Below are 17,945 nucleotides of genomic sequence, written 5' to 3'. Positions count from 1 at the left end.
CGGCGTGGGATACTGGGGCGTATGCGTGGCCGCCTCTTGGTATCAGTCTCTAGTGTCTTTTCCGACACCCTTGGGGCGGTGAAAACCTTAGTAAGTGATCTTGATGCTGAGGGGATTCCCGTCTCTTTGCTAGTAGCTCCTCATATTGATGGCAACTGGCATCTGGCTAAAGATGCAGATACTAAAGGTTGGCTGCTGAGCCAGCAAGAGCAGGGCCGGGCGTTGATCCTCAATGGATTTGATCAACCAGCCCAAGGCCGGCGATCAGAATTTGCCACCCTCGGTGCCCATGAGGCTCGATTGCGGTTGGCTGGTTCGACTAGGCAAATGCACAAAATTGGCTTCGATACCGATATGTTTGCCCCGCCACGTTGGCGTCTATCTCCAGGCACCCTGGAGGTTCTGCCCGAGTTTGGATTTCGGTTGGTGGCCTCAACCAAGGGGCTGCATGATCTGCATACTGGAGATTTTCAACAATGTCGAAATCTCTCCGTCGGTGAGGGCTTCGGTGCCGCTCGCTGGTGGCGGCGCAACATCATCCGAGCGGCGGAGCGAGGCGCAGCGAGAGGCAACACCATCCGGCTCTCAGCCTCCGGCCGTAATCTCCTCGATAAAAAGGTTGCTAGGGATTTTCAGAAGGCTGCTCTGGCAGCAGTCGCTAAGGGCGCTGACCCTGGGGACTATCGGGACGTCGCCACGATCTGAAGCAGGGAAGTAAATAACCGGGCCGGAGACGCGGTACACTAAGCCGAACCAATTCCGGCGAAGGTAAGGGAAAATTGTGGCCCGTGTTGTTGTGAATGTCATGCCGAAAACGGAGATCCTGGACCCCCAAGGTCAGGCAGTCAATCGTGCCCTGGGACGCATCGGCGTCACCGGTGTCAGCGATGTCCGTCAGGGCAAGCGTTTCGAGCTGGAGGTCGACGATTCTGTCACCGCAGCCGACCTAGAAAAGATTGCCGAGACTCTGCTCGCCAACACCGTCATCGAAGACTTCGAGGTAGTGGGCGTGGAGGTTGCCTCGTGACCGCCAAGATTGGTGTCATCACCTTCCCCGGAACGCTCGACGATGTCGACGCTGCTCGGGCCGTGCGCATTGCTGGCGCCGAGGTAGTTGACCTCTGGCACGCGGATGCTGATCTGAAAGGCATCGACGCTGTCGTCGTGCCTGGTGGATTCTCCTACGGTGACTACCTGCGTTCTGGAGCAATCTCCTCGCTCGCCCCAGTCATGCGCTCAGTTATTGATGCCGCGGGCAAAGGCATGCCCGTCTTGGGCATCTGCAACGGCTTCCAGGTACTCACCGAGGCTCGCTTGCTACCAGGAGCCTTGACCCGCAACCAGGGTCTGCACTTTCGGTGCACCGACACCTACCTCGAGGTAGAAAACGCCGATACTGCGTGGACCACTCACTACACGGCGGGACAGAAGATCCTCATCCCGGCCAAGCACGGCGAAGGCCGGTTCCAAGCCGCACCGGAGACCGTGGAGATGTTGGAAGGCGAAGGCCGCGTGGTCTTCCGCTACACCGACAACTACAACGGTTCCATCAACGCGATTGCCGGTATCACCAATGAGACCGGGCGTGTTGTCGGGCTGATGCCTCACCCAGAGCACGCTGTGGAAGATCTCACCGGACCGTCCATTGACGGCCTCGGGATGTTCCTGTCCGCCATCGGTTCGATTGCCGCCTAGGAGGCTTTTTTCATGACAGTTCATAACGACACCGTCGATGCCGCCAAGGCAGATCCGGATGCTCCCCAGCCTTATGCGGAACTCGGTCTGAAAGACGACGAGTATGCCCGTATCAAGAGCATTCTCGGCCGCCGTCCCTCGGCCGCCGAGCTGACCATGTACTCCGTGATGTGGTCGGAGCATTGCTCCTACAAGTCCTCCAAGGTGCACCTGCGCTACTTCGGTGATGCCACTACTCCAGAGATGGCGGAGAAGATCCTCGCCGGCATCGGCGAGAACGCTGGCGTAGTCGACATCGGAGACGGCAATGCTGTCACTTTCCGCGTCGAATCACATAACCACCCTTCCTACGTGGAGCCGCATCAGGGCGCTGCCACCGGTGTCGGCGGCATCGTCCGCGACATTATGGCTATGGGCGCACGTCCGATTGCTGTGATGGACCAGCTGCGCTTCGGCGCGGCTGATGCTCCGGATACCCAGCGAGTTCTGCCCGGTGTGGTCTCCGGCGTCGGCGGCTACGGCAACTCTCTGGGCCTGCCCAACATTGGCGGCGAGACTGTCTTTGATGAGTCTTATGCCGGAAACCCACTGGTCAATGCTTTGTGCGTGGGTACGCTCAAGGTAGAAGACCTCAAGCTTGCCTTCGCCTCTGGCGCAGGTAACAAAGTGATTCTCTTTGGCTCCCGCACTGGCCTCGACGGCATTGGCGGTGTCTCCGTGCTGGCGTCTGAGACCTTTGAAGATGGCGCAGAGCGCAAGCTCCCGGCTGTCCAGGTCGGCGACCCCTTCGCAGAGAAGGTCCTCATCGAGTGCTGCTTGGAGCTCTACTCCGCTGGCGTGGTTGTCGGTATTCAAGACCTCGGTGGCGCGGGTCTAGCCTGCGCGACTTCCGAGCTGGCTGCTGCCGGTGATGGCGGCATGCGAGTCAATCTTGACGCTGTTCCGTTGCGCGCCGAGAACATGTCTGCTGCAGAGATCCTCGCTTCCGAGTCCCAAGAGCGCATGTGCGCTGTGGTCACTCCGGAAAACCTGGAGCGCTTCCAAGAGATCTGCGCCCGCTGGGACGTCATCTGTGCAGAGATCGGCGAGGTCACCGACGAGAAAGATCGTCTGCTGATCACCCACCATGGTGAGGCCGTGGTTGACGCCCCGCCGTCAACCATCGATGATGGTCCGGTCTATGACCGTCCGTGGGCACGCCCGCAGTGGCAGGATGAGCTGCAGGTCTACACCCCGGTCGAGCGTCCGGCTGATCTTAAGCAGGCGCTGCTGGATATGGTGTCCTCTTCGGCACTGTGTTCGCGAGACTTCATCACTGAGCAGTATGACCGCTACGTTCGTGGCAATACTGTCAAGGCCAAATACTCTGATGCCGGTGTGCTGCGCATCGACGAGGAATCCAACCGTGGCGTGGCGGTATCGGCAGATTGCTCTGGCCGCTACACCAAGCTCGATCCCAAGACCGGTGTCCGACTGGCGCTGGCTGAGGCCTACCGCAACGTCGTCATTACCGGTGCTCGCCCAGTGGCCGTGACCAACTGTCTGAACTTCGGTTCTCCCGAAAACCCGGATGTTATGTGGCAGTTCCGCGAGGCCGTACACGGACTGGCAGATGGTTCTACGGAACTGGCGATCCCGGTCTCCGGCGGCAACGTCTCCTTCTACAACCAGACCGGCACTGAGCCGATTCTGCCGACGCCCGTGGTGGGCATCCTCGGCGTCATCGAGGACGTCCACGATGCGATCGGCCATGACCTCGGCACCGTCGAGGACTCCGAGGTTCTCGTCTTGCTGGGCGATACCGACGATGAGTTTGGTGGATCGATCTGGCAGCAAGTCTCAGGCGGCGGCCTCAACGGTATGCCCCCGCGCGTTGATCTGGCGGATGAGGAGCGACTGGCTGACTTCTTCGTCGGAAATCAGTTGCTCACTGCCGCCCATGATCTCTCCGAGGGTGGGTTGGCACAGGCGGTAGTCGAGATGGCAATCCGCTCCGGCCGCGGTGTGAACCTGGATCTAGCAGCCGTCCACGAAGATGAGTTCGTGGCACTGTTTTCCGAGTCTGCCTCGCGCGTCGTGGTGGCCACCACCGCAGATCGCGTCGATGTGCTCCTCGAGCGCGCGCAGGCCAAGGGTGTCCCTGCCGTGCGTATCGGTGAAACCACCGATACCGATGACCTGGTGGCAGGTTCCTTGAACGCTCCGCTGGCAGAGCTGAAGAAGGCTTGGGAGTCCACCCTCCCAGACCTGTTCGGTCATGCCGTGGGAGCGAACTCGGTCGTCGAATAGTTAGTAGTTTCCGGCGAAGAGCCCTGCGCATCCAACGAGGATGTGTAGGGCTCTTTTCCTGCTCAATGGCAGGAAGGTGGCGAGGTGGCCGAAAAGCTCCTAGACTTACGGCACCGTAACTTACGTCATTGAAGGTTAAAGTTTATGTCAGCTGTTCGCTCTGAAATCCATACCGATGAACCCCTGCGCGAATTAACTCGCTGGGTTCTAGATCGCGGCCAGCGTCCCGCCACTAGAGGCTGGTTCCACCTTTTTGCCGCCCTTTTGTCAGTGGTGACTGGTTCAGTACTGTCCACCGTGGCGTGGATGAGCCTGCCGTGGTGGCAAGCATTGGGTGTGACCGTTTATGCCGTTGGCGTGGTGCTGTTGTTTGGTGTCTCCGCCGCCTATCACCTAGGTCCCTGGCGTAGCTTTCGCACCGTCCAATGGTGGCGTCGTGCCGATCATGCGACGATTGCGTTGTTTATCGCAGCTACCTACACGCCGTTGTGTCTGATCATTCTGGAGCCCACCCAGGCTGCCTGGATGCTGTCTATCGCTTGGGGTGGGGCGCTGCTGGGAGTGGTGCTGAACCTGGTGTGGATTGGCCATCCCCGGTGGTTGGCGGTGCTGGTCTATCTCGTCCTCGGTTGGCTCATCGTGCCACTGATTCCGCAGTTGTGGTCAGGGGCGGGGCCTGCCGTGGTCTGGCTGCTTTTGGCCGGCGGAGTGATCTATTCGCTCGGTGCGCTGGTTTATGGTTTCCGCTGGCCAGGACGCCAAGCTCGGCTGCTGGGCTATCACGAGCATTTCCATGCTGCAACGATCGTGGCCGCGACGATCCATCAGGTTGCGGTGTGGATGGTAGTCGTCCAGGGGTGAACCGCAGTTAGTCCTCTAGGGGGATCGGGCCATCAGCAACGATGGTGCGCATCACCATCGTGGAGGTAATGCGAGCCACGCCTGGTAGCTCTGAGAGCTGTTCATCGCGTAGCCGTTGATAGTCGGCCAAATCTCGGGCCAGAATTCGTACGAGGAAGTCAGGATCGCCAAATAGCCGTTCTGCCATAACCACTTGGGGGAGCTTGGCTAGGCCGTCTTCGAGGGCTGCGACGGTGGCGCGGTCCTCGCGATCGAGAGTGATGAAGGCGATGACTTGAGTGTCAAAGCCGACCTTGGCCGGGTTGACCCTGGTGTGAAAGCCCTCAATAACCCCTTGGTTTTCCAGTGCCCGGAGTCTGCGCAGGCAGGTTGAGGATGAGGTGCCGGTGTGATGAGCCAATTCCGCGGCGGTGATCCGTGCATTATTCTGCGCCAATGACAGAATCTTTCGATCGATCGCATCCATGTGGTGGATTCTGTCATATTTGGCGAATTGATGATGTCAGATGAAGCAAAAAGTCAACAGTTTACGGAGTCTCCTAAGGCGGGCACCATATCCCCTACATCGATGAAGGGACATGGCATGGATACCACTACACTGCTGAGCTTCTGGGCCGTGAGCCTGCTGCTGATCATCACGCCTGGTCCGGATTGGGCCTTCGTAACGGGCTTTGCTTTCAGGCGCCGTCCGCTCACTTATCCACTAGCTGGAATAGCTCTGGGTTACCTCGGGCTGACGGTCGTCGTAGCGGCAGGACTGGGAGCGTTGGTCTCCAAACATCCAGCTTTGTTAACCGGAGTCACAGTGCTCGGCGTGCTGGTCCTGCTTCGGATCGGTTGGAGCATGCTTAGTGCCGCTAGACGCGGTCCAGTCACCGTCGAGGTGCCGGAGACCCGCGAGCCAGAAGCAAATGGCGGGGCAGTGGCGCTGAAAACTAGGCCGGTGGTGGAGAAGCGCTCAGCGATTGTGCTCAAAGGAGCGGCCGTCAGCGGTCTGAATCCCAAAGGGATGATGCTGTTCATCGCGCTATTGCCGCAATTTGTCGTGCCAACCGCACAGCTGCCCATCAGTGCCCAAATGATTGCGATGGGCCTGGTGTTTATCGCATCCGCCACCACGTTTTACGCACTGTTGGGGATGTTTGCCGGCCGCGTCCTAGCTGGTTCTGAACGCGCCTCGCGTCTGCTTACCGGAGTGGCAGGCGCCGCCATGATGGCAGTGGCCGGCGCCATGCTGGTTCAGCACTTCATTATCTAACTAGCCTCTAACTAGTCGATGTGGTTCGGCTGAGACTGGGGGACTAGCGGAGTAGGAGAATATGCTGCCCGTAATTCTCGGAGCTTCGAGGCATGTTCGGACAGCTTGACATCCTCGGTGGTGCGCGGAATGAACTGTCGGGCGGGCAGGATGTTGCCATCGATATCCATAGACAAATAAGTCACGGTGGCGTGGATAGCGGTTTTGAGTTCTTCTCGACCGCCTCGAGGGTTGCCTGAGCGTACGTGGACTGACATCTGCATCGACCGAGTATCAGTGCGCATCATTCGAGCATCAACTTCGATCAGGTCACCGATGGAGATCGGGCGATAGAAGCGGATCCCGCCTGCATAGACCGCAACGGTGTGTTCTCCAGACCATTCCATGGTGCAAGCCGCGCCTGCCTCATCGATCCATTCCATGGCGGTGCCACCATGAACCTTGCCACCCCAGTTGATGTCCATGGGTTTGGCCAAGAACCGGTTGACTAACCGAGGTGCCTCAGAAGGACCCTCATAGGTCTGCTGCTCCATCTCCACTTCGATCGCTTTGCGCAGATCGATGCGAGAAATAGCGGTGTCGAGGACTCGCCGTTCCTCAGCGTTGGCGGGGACGAACTTGGGCACCTCCTGGGTCTTACCAGTGGCAGTGTCCTTGGCTACGAAAATGACTAGGCAGTCACAGGCCCTCGTGAACACTCCCTCGCGCGGGTCAGCGGAAAAGACCTCGTTGACAATGTGCATGGAAGAGCGTCCTGTCATCGCCACTCGCGAGCGGACCTCCACCATATGGCCGGAGGGGATCGGGCGATTGAAATGGATATGTCCGACGTAGGCAGTCACACAGTAGGTCGCTGACCATTGCACGGCGCAGGCATAAGCCGCCTTATCTATCCATTCCAAGACCCGGCCGCCACTAACCCCATGACTACCGGCCATGAGGACATCCGTAGGTACGGCAAGAAAACGAAGAGTCACCTTGGGGGATTTAGTTGAGACAGTGGTCATACGGAAGTTCTCTTTCTGCGCAGGTGGATGACTATTCGAGGCAAGGTTACCCGCACTAGGGTTGGGTTTCATGAGTGCTAGCGTTGACCCCCATGCCACTAGAGCCGCCGTGGTAGCAGTGAGTGATTGGATTGTTGACCCATCGGGCGTCGATAAGCCTCCGCGCGCATTGCTTGCCGACGCCGTGCGGCTGAGCGCCCGTAGCCTCGCTCATGACGCGCCGGGCCGCACCGTAGAACTTCGAGTGCCCCCGTTTGTAGCTGTGCAGTGCATTGAGGGGCTAACTCACACGAGGGGAACTCCGCCGAATGTCGTCGAATGTGATGCTCTCACCTGGCTGCGGTTGGTGACCGGACAGGTGGGTTTGGCGGAGGCGATTGCTGCTGGAAACGCTGAGGTCTCCGGCTCGAGAGCCTCAGAAGTGGGAAATTGGTTGCCAATTATTAGTTTGTGACGGCCTGACAGACTACTGTAGTGGCCGTGGCATTTAAGGACCCTTCCTGGACCGATTCCGCCCTCGCACCCTCGTCGGCTTTCGACGATCATGGTGAGACCGAGCCCCGTGAGGAGTGCGGTGTATTTGGCGTCTGGGCGCCCGGTGAAGAAGTTGCAAAACTGACTTATTTCGGACTCTTTGCATTGCAGCATCGCGGCCAAGAGGCCGCTGGCATTGCTGTCGGTGACGGCGATCGAATTGTGGTGTTCAAGGACACCGGTCTGGTTTCCCAGATCTTCGACGAGTCCTCTCTAGACGCTCTTCAAGGCAATGTTGCCATCGGGCATACTCGTTACTCCACCGCTGGTGGCAAGAAGTGGGAAAACGTCCAACCGATGTTTCGCACCTCTCCTGATGGCACCGATGTTGCCCTCGGGCATAACGGTAACCTGATCAACCTGCTAGATCTTGAGAAAGAAGCTCGCGACCAGGGAGTCGCAGACAAGAGCACTACCACCTCGGATACTTCCGTCATTACCGCGTTGCTCGCTAGCGCAGTATCTGATGGCACGACGGTGTTTCAGGCAGCAAGCCAGTTGCTGCCAAAGGTCAAAGGCGCGTTTTGCCTGACGTTCACGGACGGACACACCCTTTATGCAGCACGTGACCCGCATGGGGTGCGTCCTTTGGTGCTTGGTCGTCTTGATCGTGGCTGGGTGATAGCTTCCGAGACCTGTGCGCTCGACATTGTCGGCGCTACCTTCGTCCGTGAGATTGAACCCGGTGAGTTGGTGGCCATCGATGAGTCCGGTGTACGGACTGAACGATTCGCTGAGACCACTCATAAGGGATGCGTATTCGAATATGTTTATCTCGCCCGTCCTGATTCCGTCATTCGGGCGCGTTCCGTCAACCAGACGCGAATTGACATTGGCCGTCGTTTAGCTAGAGAGTTTCCCGCTGATGGGGACCTCGTTATCCCCGTACCGGAATCGGGTAATCCGGCTGCAGTTGGCTATGCGCGCGAATCCGGTATTCCCTTTGGCCAGGGACTAGTTAAAAACGCCTACGTCGGGCGTACCTTCATTCAGCCTTCGCAGACTCTGCGAGAACTAGGTATCCGACTCAAGCTCAACCCATTGCGCGAAGTTATTGCAGGCAAAAAGCTCGTAGTCGTCGATGATTCCATCGTTCGCGGAAACACCCAGCGTGCGCTGATCCGCATGCTCCGGGAAGCCGGAGCTGCAGCGGTGCATGTGCGGATCGCCTCTCCGCCGGTGAAGTGGCCGTGTTTCTACGGCATTGACTTCGCCAGCCCCGGTGAACTGATCGCGAATGCGGTTACCGGAGAGATGGAAAGCCCTGATTCTGTCATCGAATCCATTCGAAGCGCTATCGGAGCTGACTCGCTGGGATTTGTTTCGATCGAGCAGATGGTGGAATCCACTGAGCAGGTCGCAGATCAGCTGTGTACCGCTTGCTTCGATGGCAAGTACCCACTTGGCCTGCCGCAGGGCAACCCCAACGCCGATCTGGTGGCGAAACTCCAGAATGACGACCGGTCCTTCTGACTCAGTCCGACCCTTCCACCGCCCACACCAAGAAAGTGACACGAACAACCATGAGTGAGACCCAGAACCAGGGCGCTTCTTACGCCGCCGCAGGCGTCGACATTGAGGCCGGCGACCGAGCTGTCGAGCTATTTGCACCTTTGGCTAAAAAGGCCACCCGTCCCGAGGTTCGGGGTAGCCTCGGCGGCTTCGCTGGGCTGTTTGCTCTTGGCAAGTACAAAGAGCCACTCCTAGCCGCAGGTTCTGATGGCGTCGGTACCAAGCTCGCTGTAGCTCAGGCTATGGGCAAGCATGACACCATCGGCATTGACCTAGTCGCCATGTGTGTCGATGACTTGGTCGTCTGCGGCGCTGAACCGTTGTTCTTGCAGGACTACATCGCCATTGGCAAGGTCGTCCCAGAGCATGTCGCGCAGATCGTTTCCGGCATTGCTGAGGGCTGTATCCAGGCCGGTTGTGCGCTGCTGGGCGGCGAGACCGCCGAGCACCCAGGTCTGATGGCAGAGGGCGAGTATGACGTATCCGCCACCGCCGTCGGTGTTGTCGAAGCAGATGAGCTACTCGGCCCGGATCGTGTGCGCTCCGGCGATGTCGTTATCGGTATGGCTTCTTCTGGTCTGCACTCCAATGGCTATTCGCTGGCTCGCCACGTCCTGCTCGAGGTCGCTGGCCTGCCGCTAGATGGCTACGTCGAAGAGCTCGGACGCACTCTTGGTGAAGAGATGCTAGAGCCCACCCGAATCTACGCTCTGGACTGCCTTTCTTTGGCTGCCGAGTGTGAGGTTCGTACTTTCTGCCACGTCACTGGTGGCGGCCTCGCAGGCAACCTCGTTCGCGTTATACCCGAGGGTTTGGTTGCCGAGATCTCCCGCTCCACGTGGACCCCGGGGCAGATCTTCCGCAGCATCGCTGACTTGGGCAAGGTATCCCAGGAAGAGATGGAAAAGACCTTCAACATGGGCGTCGGCATGGTCGCTGTCGTCTCTCCAGAGGATCGGGATCGGGCGATGGCCATGCTCACCGCGCGCCACATCGATGCCTGGGTCTTGGGCGAGGTACGCCAGGCCACTGAAGAAGACACCTCGGGAGTCGCTTTGACCGGCGATCACCCCAGGTACTAGAACTCGCTGTTGTCTGCTGGGTAGCTTTGCTACCCGGCGGTTGGCGCTAGGTCGTAGAAAAAACGAAAACTAGCGCCACCTCTGCCCATATAGGAAAAGGTGGCGCTAGAGCTCATCGCTAGAAAAGCGAGTGATAGAGGAACGTCAACGAGGCGCTCGGCTCACATCCTGAGTGCCCTCGTCGTCATCATCGGACCATTCCGCATATTCAGCGTAAGGGTCTTCTTCTTCGGTGACATCGTCGTCTGCTGTAGGTCCACGATATGAAGTGCGAGGGCCTTGCGTAGCAAGCTCGCGCTGGAGCGAATCCAGATCCATCTCATGAGTGTTGTATTTCAGCTGGCGTGCAACCTTGGTCTGCTTTGCCTTTGCGCGACCGCGTCCCATGGCCTGACCCCCTTGAGGTATATGAAGGCTATCCAGGGAATTCGGATGCCCCATCGGCTTTACGTCTGTGTGTATTCCTGTAGAACACAATAGCCTGTGCCGCCGAAAAATTCCTCACCGCACCCCTGAGCAGCGGTTTATCGTCATATATAGGTAGATTGGAAGATCACTGTGACGATATCGAGCACGGTTTCAAACGGGTCACTTTCCGCGGAATCGGTTGATTGCTTCGCGCCCGGCTTTGCTCTCATCTTCGTGGGGGATAGCCGTGGGATCGACCATGATTGCGATCTCATCCACGCTCAAGTTATCGGCAGTTAGGGCACTTCTTTTGAGCAGTCCGAGGGCGATGGGACCGAAGTCGCAGTCATGTACGACCGTGCCTAGTCGTCCTACTGAACGTCCACCGATGCCAGCAGTGATCACTGACCCTGGAGTAGGGTCCTCTGGTGCGGATCCGTCCACTTGGAACATGACGAGTACTCGGGGGGAGCGTCCGAGATTTTCTACTCGGGCGACTGTCTCTTGGCCTCGGTAGCAACCTTTCTCCAAATGCACCGCACCCGGATGATCGCCTCGTCCGATCCAAGCCGGGACTTCATGGGGAATGGACTTGCTGTCTAAATCAGCAGATTTCTCTGGTTCCATGGCCCGAACACGCTCGGCGGTAAAGGCCATGAGGCCAGCTAACTCGACTCCCGCCTTCAATAGCTTATCGACGGCCGAGATTAGCTCCGTCCGCTCAATCAGGACGTCTAGGCGGGGAAGCGTTGTCCAATCCACAGTGCGCACCACTACCGGAGCGAGATCATCTGGAATCTCGATGCTATTGCCCAAAATGGTAAGTACGGCGAGATCTACTTCCGCAATTTCTACCTGCGACCAGAAAATCATGCGTTGGAGGAAATCTAAAAATGACGGAGCCTGATCGGCGGGCAAATCTAGGTAGAAGGCTGTGCCAAGGCGGGAGAGGTCGATGTGGTGGAGTATATGGCCCTGAATGTCCAAATCTAATGCGGCTGCGGAAAACCCGGACGGTACTTCATCGAGCTTTTGGGAGAGCAGATTATGGAGAAATGGTCCGGCATCTGGACCATCGACTTTGATGACTCGGCGGTGGGAGCGGTCTACCACCACCGTCGACTGATGCGCCTTGCGTTGCTCGCCGAGCGGATTGCCGTAATGCCAGGCCACTCCGGCCGCATCGATTGCGGATCCGGTTGTTTGGGCTTCGGCGGCGCCAGCACGCTCTAAGAGCGGGGATTGATAGGGGACGGAGTCGGAGAAGGCAGTAGTGGTCACATTTCCGATGGTAGCGCGGGTTTCAAGGCATAATGCAAGGCTATGGAGTTGAGAGCCCCGATCATCTATGTTGTCGAGCCCTATGGCGGGTCCGTCCGCCGACACAATCCAACGCTGCCGCTGGTCTATTGGGACGATGCTGCAGTCACTCGTGGCGACGGAATTTTTGAGACTTTGCTGGTACGCGATGGAAAAGTCATTAATCTGCAGCGGCACCTAGATCGATTCCGAAGCTCGGCGCACTTGCTCGAACTCCCCGATCCGGGCAACGCCCAATGGGCACAGGCCACTAAAGAAGCGGTGGCTGAATGGTCTGAGCACAGCGAATCTGACGCTACCTGTGTCTGGACCTATACCCGTGGGCGAGAATCCACCGGAATTCCCTCAGCCTGGTTGACTCTTCGAGGAGTCAACCAGAAGGTTTTGGAACAACGTCGAGATGGGGTGAAGGTGATGACGGCTCCACGGGGATACTCGATCACCACCACGCTTCCTGGGGTGGGTAAGGCAGAAGCAAAACCTGCACCCTGGTTGACGGTGGGAGCCAAGACCCTGAACTATGCGGCAAACATGGCCGCCTTGCGTTACGCCAGATCCAAAGGTCTCGATGACGTCATCTACCTTGACCCGGACTCAGAGAGGATCCTCGAAGGAGCAACCTCCACCGTCATCACAGTCCGGAAGGGAAAGAAGCTCCGTACGCCTTATGCGGCTGGGGACATCCTGCCCGGGACCACGCAGGCCGCGGTATTTCGATACGCAGAAACAAAAGGTTGGCGGTGCAAAGCGAAAGACATGCCAGTGGAGCGGCTACTCGATGCTGAATCAGTGTGGTTAGTCAGCTCAGTTCGAGTCGCTACCCGGGTAACTGCCGTTGACGGGGTTGAACTTCCGGCACCCGATAACGAAGACGAGATTCGGAAGTTGATCAACCGTGCGTTAGCTGCGGAGAGCTAGCCCGCTACTCGTTGGAGCTGTGCAGACATCCTTGGCTGCAACTCGCCATCGACGATGCGCTCGTCGACCCAACCGAGATCATTGTTTGGCATTAAACCGTAGAGGCGTTTGCCGGGGCCCAGAGACTGCGGCCCGGTGGAGGTCACCATCGTTGAAGCCGACTCGATTTGCCATGCGCGTTCATTGAGCGGCTCGCCGTAGAAGATCTCCGAGACACCAGTGGAATGCGTACAGACGACCTCGATCTCATCTGAGAGCGAGATACGCCAGAAGCCAGACTCGCGGTGGTCTGCCCCGACGGGGGTTCCATCTTCATCAAGACGCCAGATCCGGGATTCATAGGTGAGGTAGTTCTCTCCGTCATGGGCGAAGATGATTTGCTGGCCGAAGGCAAACTCCCCATCGCTGGTGTTGGCGCGACCTTCACCGCGCCAGACACCTACCAACGGAAGCAGTGCGAGTAGCCCGTCGTGAAGATTCGGCCCGTGGCGGAGGTTGGCAGTGTCATCGGCCACTGGCAATTCGCCAAGATCTAGGGCGGGGATATTGAGCTGCGCGGTTGATTTCGACTGTTCTGCTGCCAGATTGACCGCGTCATTTCCGCTGAGTGAAGAAGTACCCGTCGCAGCCGCTGCATCGGCGGGGGTATCTGAAGGAACGTGATTGGGGTTGTTGTGGTTTTCCTGAGTCATAGGCCCCACCCTAGTGCCAGAACGCAGCATGGTTGAACGCCCATCGTTAGCCCTGCTTTTTAGCTTTCACTGGTTGCGATGGGAGACAGATCTGCCATCTGTACGGTGACGTTGAGGCGTTGCGCTTCAAAATAGATTGAACCGCCTACCAGGCTTACTGAGCTGGCCTGGCCCGCGAGTGGAAGCTCGTGGGTGTCCAAGGAATAAGTGAAAGCCGTACGAGCATCGGTTTCGCGGTCTTGAGGGACATCGACAAGTTCACGTGGAGTCATCTGAAATTCTGAACCCACCAATCGAAGATCCACAATGACGGTGACCGGCTCATCAAACCCAGGAGGAGTGCCTGTTAAGCGCGCTTCAGAGGAAGATCCCCCAGAGGGGGAGATGTCATAAGGATTAGAAATATCAAGATCTGTCATATCGAGCAACGTGCCCAGTGAGACGCCATCGAGACTAATAGTCCGAGAGATGAAGGCGGCAGTGGAACCAGCGATTTCCCCGGAAAAGACCTGCTCGGCAGAGACGACAACTTCAGAGACCGTCGTCTTGGCATTGACTGCGCCCAGTCCTGAAACTTCGACATCTAAAGCAGTGACCCCGATGGTCGGGATTTCCCCGGTTATCAGGGCAGCTAGATAGGGCGCTCCACCGACGGCCACCCGTGGGCTGACTTCTAAGCCAGCTGCCTCTTCAACTTGTGTGGAAATTGATCTTTCTACTCTCGAAGCAACGATGCTGTCGCCCAGCCAGACGGCTCCGAATAAGACGGCGACGACGGTGGCTAGAACCAGGGGCAGACGTGGGATGAACACCATTCCATGTTTACCAGCGATACCCTGGGAGTGATGCATATTGCACAAAGGTATTTACCTGACTGTCCGCAGTTAGCAGCCCAAGTTCGTCAGCTAGCTGCCCAAGCCGCTGAGGTCGATCTGGTTGATCCTCTGTCGGAGCAGTTCCTTCGCGGCCTTGATGATTCCCGTCTAAATCATCGCCATCTGCTTGCATTAGAGGACGCCATGGTCCTCGGCGTGCTTGCTTATGACGGCACATCCAGTGAGCTGTTGGTTGCGCCGGGGAGTCGTCGACAGGGGATAGCCACCAAGTTGTTGGCTCAGTTTGCAGGCACGGATGTTTGGGCGCATGGTGACCTGCCAGCGGCACAAGCCTTGGCGAAGGATTTGGGCATGGTGCCCACCCGCCGGCTACTGGTGATGGAAATCAAAGATCAAGCCTTGGTTGAAGCCGCTGAATTCCAGGAACCTGTTGGCGTGCGATCTATGAATCTTCGTGAGTCGATTGACCGTTGGGGCACGGAACTAGTGGAGCAAGCCTGGTTGGAAGCCAACAACGATGCCTTCGCGTGGCACCCTGAGCAAGGCGGATGGGACCGTGACCGGCTGCGCTTAGCTATGGGCGCCGATTGGTTTGAAGAGAGCGACGTGCTCTTTTTCTGGGATGAATCCGGCCCGGCGTTGGCAGGCTTCCATTGGACGAAATGGCACACTGAAGAGGAACCACATTTCGGTGAGGTGTACGTCGTGGGCCTTGCGGCGGATTATCGCGGCCGGGGATGGGGCGGACCGCTGCTTCGGTTGGGTTTGAGTCATCTGCTGAGTAGAGGCAGCAGTCGAATCATCCTCTATGTTGAAGCCGATAATGGGCCTGCAGTGCGGGTATACGAAAAACTGGGTTTTAGTATCTCTCAAGAGCATGTTATCTATTCTTCGACAGGTAACTGAGGGCTGAAAAACTGTTCCCCAGTAGTTGCCTCATAAGTTCGTTTTAAACTACCTAACTGTTAATGATCCGTTAACTAGAACTGACCCATTCGGTTAACCGGTGGAGCCTAGGTTTGATGCCTGTGAGCAAATGATCTGCGTGTTACCGGCAAGAATTAGCCGGGGATATGCGGTGTGGATAGTCCTGATTTAGGACTGTATTTGCTCGATCTGACAATCGACTGATTTTAACCGGAAAGGTTCCTCCGTGATCCGTAACTTCAAGCGTACTGCCGCAATTTTTGGCGTCGCAGCCATCGGCTCTACCGCCCTCGTTGCCTGCTCAGATTCCGACTCCGATGACACCGAGGCAGCTGCTACCTCTATCGAGGGCCTGACCGGTACCACCGGTCAGCTGGTCGCCGAAGGCTCCTCCGCGCAGCAGAACGCCATGGACTACTTCAACGTGATGTACCAGCAGGCTGTTTCCGGTGCTTCTTTGGCCTACACTGCTTCCGGTTCCGGTTCCGGCCGCACTAACTTCATTGGCAGCCAGGTCGACTTCGGTGGTTCCGATTCCGCACTGGCCGATGAGCAGGTCGAGCCGGCTGCAGAGCGCTGTGGTGGCAACGAGGCTTGGCATCTTCCCCTCGTTATTGGCCCGGTCGCTGTGGCCTACAACCTTGAGGGCGTTGACGAGCTGAATCTTTCTACCGGCACCGTTGCACGTATCTTCAACGGCGAGATCACCAAGTGGAACGACGATGCTATTGCCGCTGAGAATGAGGGCGTAGAGCTTCCGGATCTCGACATCTCAGTCGTCTACCGCTCTGATGAGTCCGGCACCACGGACAACTTCCAGCGCTTCCTCAAGGCATCCTCCCCGGATATCTGGGAAACCGTTGGCCAGCAGTTCCCTGCCGCCGTCGGCGAAGGCGCTAACGGCTCCAACGGTGTTGCTACCCAGACTACCGCCATTACCGGTGGCATCACCTACGTTGAGGCTGGCTTTGCCGATCAGCAGGGCTTGGGCGTTGCCAACATCGACTTCGGTTCCGGCCCCGTCGAGCTCAACGATGAGAGCGTTGATATCGCTCTGGAGAACCTTGAGTTCCTGACCGAGGGCCACAACATGGTCATGGACACCGACTCGATGTTCGCTATGAACGAAGAGGGCGCCTACCCGTTGGCTCTGGCTACCTACGAGATCGTCTGCTCAGCTGGCTACGACGAGGAAACCTCCAACATGGTCAAGGACTTCCTGACCGTTGCGTTGAACTCCCAGGATGAGGGCTTGGCTGAACTCGGTTACGTCCCGGTCACCGGTGCTCACCACGATCGCCTGGTTGCTGCAGTCGAAGCTATCCAGTAATTAAGGTTATTAGGCCTGGGTTGGAGGATGGTATGAAAGCAACCTCCCTCTAGCCAGCCGGGCAAGGTTAGAGTCTGGCGCTCTATCCACGCAATTTCTTAGCCTCCGTTCGCCTTATACGCTTTCGGAGGCGCTGTCGTGTTTATCAAGAACTCGTTCAGCTTGATGCCCATCTTTCTCGCCAATTTTCAAAGGAATCTGTGCCCTAATGGCAAGTAATCGTCCGACCGCGGATGGTCAGGTAACCCGCATCGGGGAACCCGAGATCATGAACACCGTGGCACCAACCGGAATTTCCCAGCAACCGGATGCCCCGGAACTCGCGTCGACTGGCAGCGTTAAGCGCCCAGGCGACCGCATATTCGAGTTCTTCTCCACTGCTTCAGCTGCCCTGATGACCGTGATCATCGCCTCGATCGGTCTCTTCCTTATTTGGCGCGCAGTTCCATCCCTGAACAACAATGTCAATGGCTGGTTAGGCTTTTTCACCTACGCTGGCCCTTGGGATACCTCCAACACCGAAGCTATGGCTTTCGGTATTCCGAACCTCTTCGCGGTAACGGTCTTGATCTCGGTTGTTGCCTTGATCATTGCGATGCCAGTTGCACTAGGCATCGCGGTATTCCTCTCTAACTATGCCCCGAGGCGTGCGGTTAAGCCGCTCGGCTACCTCGTCGACATGCTCGCTGCAGTTCCCTCGATCGTCTATGGCCTGTGGGGCTGGCAGGTTCTCGGCCCGGCATTGTCTAGCTTCTATGAGTGGATTTATAGCTGGGGTGGCGGTTTCTTCCTCTTCGCCACTTACGCAAACTCGCCTTCCTTTGCTACCGGTCGAAACATCCTCACTGGTGGCATCGTTCTAGCCGTGATGATCCTTCCGGTTATCGCAGCCACCACCCGCGAGGTTCTCATCCAGACGCCGAAGGGGCAGGTCGAAGCTGCACTGGCACTTGGCGCCACCCGTTGGGAAGTTGTGCGGATGACCGTTCTGCCATTCGGCTTCTCGGGTTATGTCTCTGGTTCGATGCTGGGGCTAGGCCGTGCACTCGGTGAGACGATGGCCCTCTACATGGTGGTCTCGCCCTCCTCGGCATTCCGTTTCTCGCTGTTCGATGGTGGCACCACCTTCGCGACTGCAATCGCCAACGCTGCCCCCGAGTTCAACGATGATCTCCGGGCCGGCGCTTATATCGCCGCGGGTCTGGTGCTGTTCCTGTTGACCTTCGTGGTCAACTCCATCGCCCGCGCTATCGTCGCCAAGAAGTAGGCGGAGGGA

The 17,945-nt window shown here is 57.8% G+C and carries 19 protein-coding genes; 13 read left to right on the top strand and 6 right to left on the bottom strand.

What is annotated here, in order from left to right; genetic code table 11:
* Positions 1–21: 21 nt before the first annotated feature.
* From C5L39_RS00220 to trhA, 5 genes are all read left to right on the top strand, one after another.
* Positions 22–705, top strand: coding sequence for a DUF2334 domain-containing protein (locus tag C5L39_RS00220; protein ID WP_123046886.1), 684 nt, complete (start codon positions 22–24; stop codon positions 703–705).
* A 76-nt stretch (positions 706–781) separates the two neighbouring features.
* Entirely contained in the window at positions 782–1,027 is a 246-nt protein-coding gene (gene purS, locus C5L39_RS00215) for a phosphoribosylformylglycinamidine synthase subunit PurS (RefSeq protein ID WP_123046885.1), read from the top strand.
* The gene (purQ, locus tag C5L39_RS00210; protein WP_123046884.1) at positions 1,024–1,695 is read left to right on the top strand and encodes a phosphoribosylformylglycinamidine synthase subunit PurQ; all 672 of its coding nucleotides are present in this window, start codon (positions 1,024–1,026) and stop codon (positions 1,693–1,695) included. Before purS ends, purQ begins: the two co-directional genes overlap by 4 nt.
* 12 nt (positions 1,696–1,707) lie before the next feature.
* Positions 1,708–3,984 (top strand): phosphoribosylformylglycinamidine synthase subunit PurL, encoded by a 2,277-nt coding sequence (purL, locus tag C5L39_RS00205; RefSeq protein ID WP_123046883.1) that lies wholly within the window; start codon positions 1,708–1,710, stop codon positions 3,982–3,984.
* Between the two features lie 144 nt (positions 3,985–4,128).
* Positions 4,129–4,845, top strand: a complete 717-nt coding sequence (gene trhA, locus C5L39_RS00200) for a PAQR family membrane homeostasis protein TrhA (RefSeq protein ID WP_123046882.1) — start codon at positions 4,129–4,131, stop codon at positions 4,843–4,845.
* A 7-nt stretch (positions 4,846–4,852) separates the two neighbouring features.
* Here trhA and C5L39_RS00195 read toward each other — a convergent pair whose 3' ends face one another.
* The gene (locus C5L39_RS00195; RefSeq protein ID WP_123046881.1) at positions 4,853–5,311 is read right to left on the bottom strand and encodes an Lrp/AsnC family transcriptional regulator; all 459 of its coding nucleotides are present in this window, start codon (positions 5,309–5,311) and stop codon (positions 4,853–4,855) included.
* A 117-nt stretch (positions 5,312–5,428) separates the two neighbouring features.
* On the opposite strand from C5L39_RS00195, the gene C5L39_RS00190 reads away from it, so the two are divergent.
* A complete protein-coding gene (locus tag C5L39_RS00190) occupies positions 5,429–6,103 on the top strand; it encodes a LysE family translocator (protein WP_165857934.1) in 675 nt (224 codons plus the stop codon).
* 11 nt (positions 6,104–6,114) lie between these two features.
* Here the strand turns inward: C5L39_RS00190 and C5L39_RS00185 are convergent, their stop codons facing one another.
* Entirely contained in the window at positions 6,115–7,110 is a 996-nt protein-coding gene (locus C5L39_RS00185) for an acyl-CoA thioesterase (protein ID WP_123046879.1), read from the bottom strand.
* 70 nt (positions 7,111–7,180) lie between these two features.
* On the opposite strand from C5L39_RS00185, the gene C5L39_RS00180 reads away from it, so the two are divergent.
* The 3 genes from C5L39_RS00180 to purM are packed head-to-tail and all read left to right on the top strand — an operon-like array spanning position 7,181 to position 10,238.
* Positions 7,181–7,564: a sterol carrier family protein gene (locus C5L39_RS00180; protein ID WP_123046878.1), complete on the top strand. Its 384-nt coding sequence runs from the start codon at positions 7,181–7,183 to the stop codon at positions 7,562–7,564.
* 26 nt (positions 7,565–7,590) lie between these two features.
* Positions 7,591–9,117 carry an amidophosphoribosyltransferase gene (purF, locus tag C5L39_RS00175; RefSeq protein ID WP_165857933.1) on the top strand — a complete coding sequence of 509 codons (1,527 nt, stop codon included), beginning with the start codon at positions 7,591–7,593 and terminating at the stop codon, positions 9,115–9,117.
* Between the two features lie 50 nt (positions 9,118–9,167).
* On the top strand, positions 9,168–10,238 hold the full coding sequence (gene purM, locus C5L39_RS00170; protein ID WP_123046876.1) for a phosphoribosylformylglycinamidine cyclo-ligase: 1,071 nt from the start codon (positions 9,168–9,170) through the stop codon (positions 10,236–10,238).
* Positions 10,239–10,382: 144 nt separating this feature from the next.
* On the opposite strand, the gene C5L39_RS00165 is transcribed toward purM, so the two are convergent.
* Both C5L39_RS00165 and ygfZ read right to left on the bottom strand, forming a co-directional pair.
* A complete protein-coding gene (locus C5L39_RS00165) occupies positions 10,383–10,625 on the bottom strand; it encodes a DUF3073 domain-containing protein (RefSeq protein WP_165857932.1) in 243 nt (80 codons plus the stop codon).
* A gap of 201 nt (positions 10,626–10,826) precedes the next feature.
* Entirely contained in the window at positions 10,827–11,927 is a 1,101-nt protein-coding gene (gene ygfZ / locus C5L39_RS00160) for a CAF17-like 4Fe-4S cluster assembly/insertion protein YgfZ (RefSeq protein ID WP_123046874.1), read from the bottom strand.
* A 42-nt stretch (positions 11,928–11,969) separates the two neighbouring features.
* On the opposite strand from ygfZ, the gene C5L39_RS00155 reads away from it, so the two are divergent.
* Positions 11,970–12,884, top strand: a complete 915-nt coding sequence (locus C5L39_RS00155) for an aminodeoxychorismate lyase (RefSeq protein ID WP_123046873.1) — start codon at positions 11,970–11,972, stop codon at positions 12,882–12,884.
* On the opposite strand, the gene C5L39_RS00150 is transcribed toward C5L39_RS00155, so the two are convergent.
* Together C5L39_RS00150 and C5L39_RS00145 are read right to left on the bottom strand one after the other, a co-directional pair.
* Entirely contained in the window at positions 12,881–13,576 is a 696-nt protein-coding gene (locus tag C5L39_RS00150) for a heme-binding beta-barrel domain-containing protein (protein WP_123046872.1), read from the bottom strand. The genes C5L39_RS00155 and C5L39_RS00150 overlap by 4 nt on opposite strands.
* Before the next feature lie 59 nt (positions 13,577–13,635).
* Positions 13,636–14,427: an LmeA family phospholipid-binding protein gene (locus tag C5L39_RS00145; protein WP_245974823.1), complete on the bottom strand. Its 792-nt coding sequence runs from the start codon at positions 14,425–14,427 to the stop codon at positions 13,636–13,638.
* Between C5L39_RS00145 and mshD the strand changes: the two genes are divergently transcribed.
* The 3 genes from mshD (at position 14,422) to pstC (ending at position 17,936) form a co-directional block, all read left to right on the top strand.
* Positions 14,422–15,318, top strand: coding sequence for a mycothiol synthase (gene mshD, locus C5L39_RS00140; RefSeq protein ID WP_123047095.1), 897 nt, complete (start codon positions 14,422–14,424; stop codon positions 15,316–15,318). The genes C5L39_RS00145 and mshD overlap by 6 nt on opposite strands.
* A 247-nt stretch (positions 15,319–15,565) precedes the next feature.
* The gene (gene pstS, locus C5L39_RS00135; protein WP_123046871.1) at positions 15,566–16,669 is read left to right on the top strand and encodes a phosphate ABC transporter substrate-binding protein PstS; all 1,104 of its coding nucleotides are present in this window, start codon (positions 15,566–15,568) and stop codon (positions 16,667–16,669) included.
* A 208-nt stretch (positions 16,670–16,877) separates the two neighbouring features.
* Positions 16,878–17,936, top strand: a complete 1,059-nt coding sequence (pstC, locus tag C5L39_RS00130; protein ID WP_425453828.1) for a phosphate ABC transporter permease subunit PstC — start codon at positions 16,878–16,880, stop codon at positions 17,934–17,936.
* The last annotated feature ends 9 nt before the right edge of the window (positions 17,937–17,945 follow it).

Source organism: Corynebacterium alimapuense (assembly GCF_003716585.1).
GTDB classification, from domain to species: domain Bacteria; phylum Actinomycetota; class Actinomycetes; order Mycobacteriales; family Mycobacteriaceae; genus Corynebacterium; species Corynebacterium alimapuense.
This window is presented reverse-complemented; position numbering and strand designations above follow the sequence as displayed.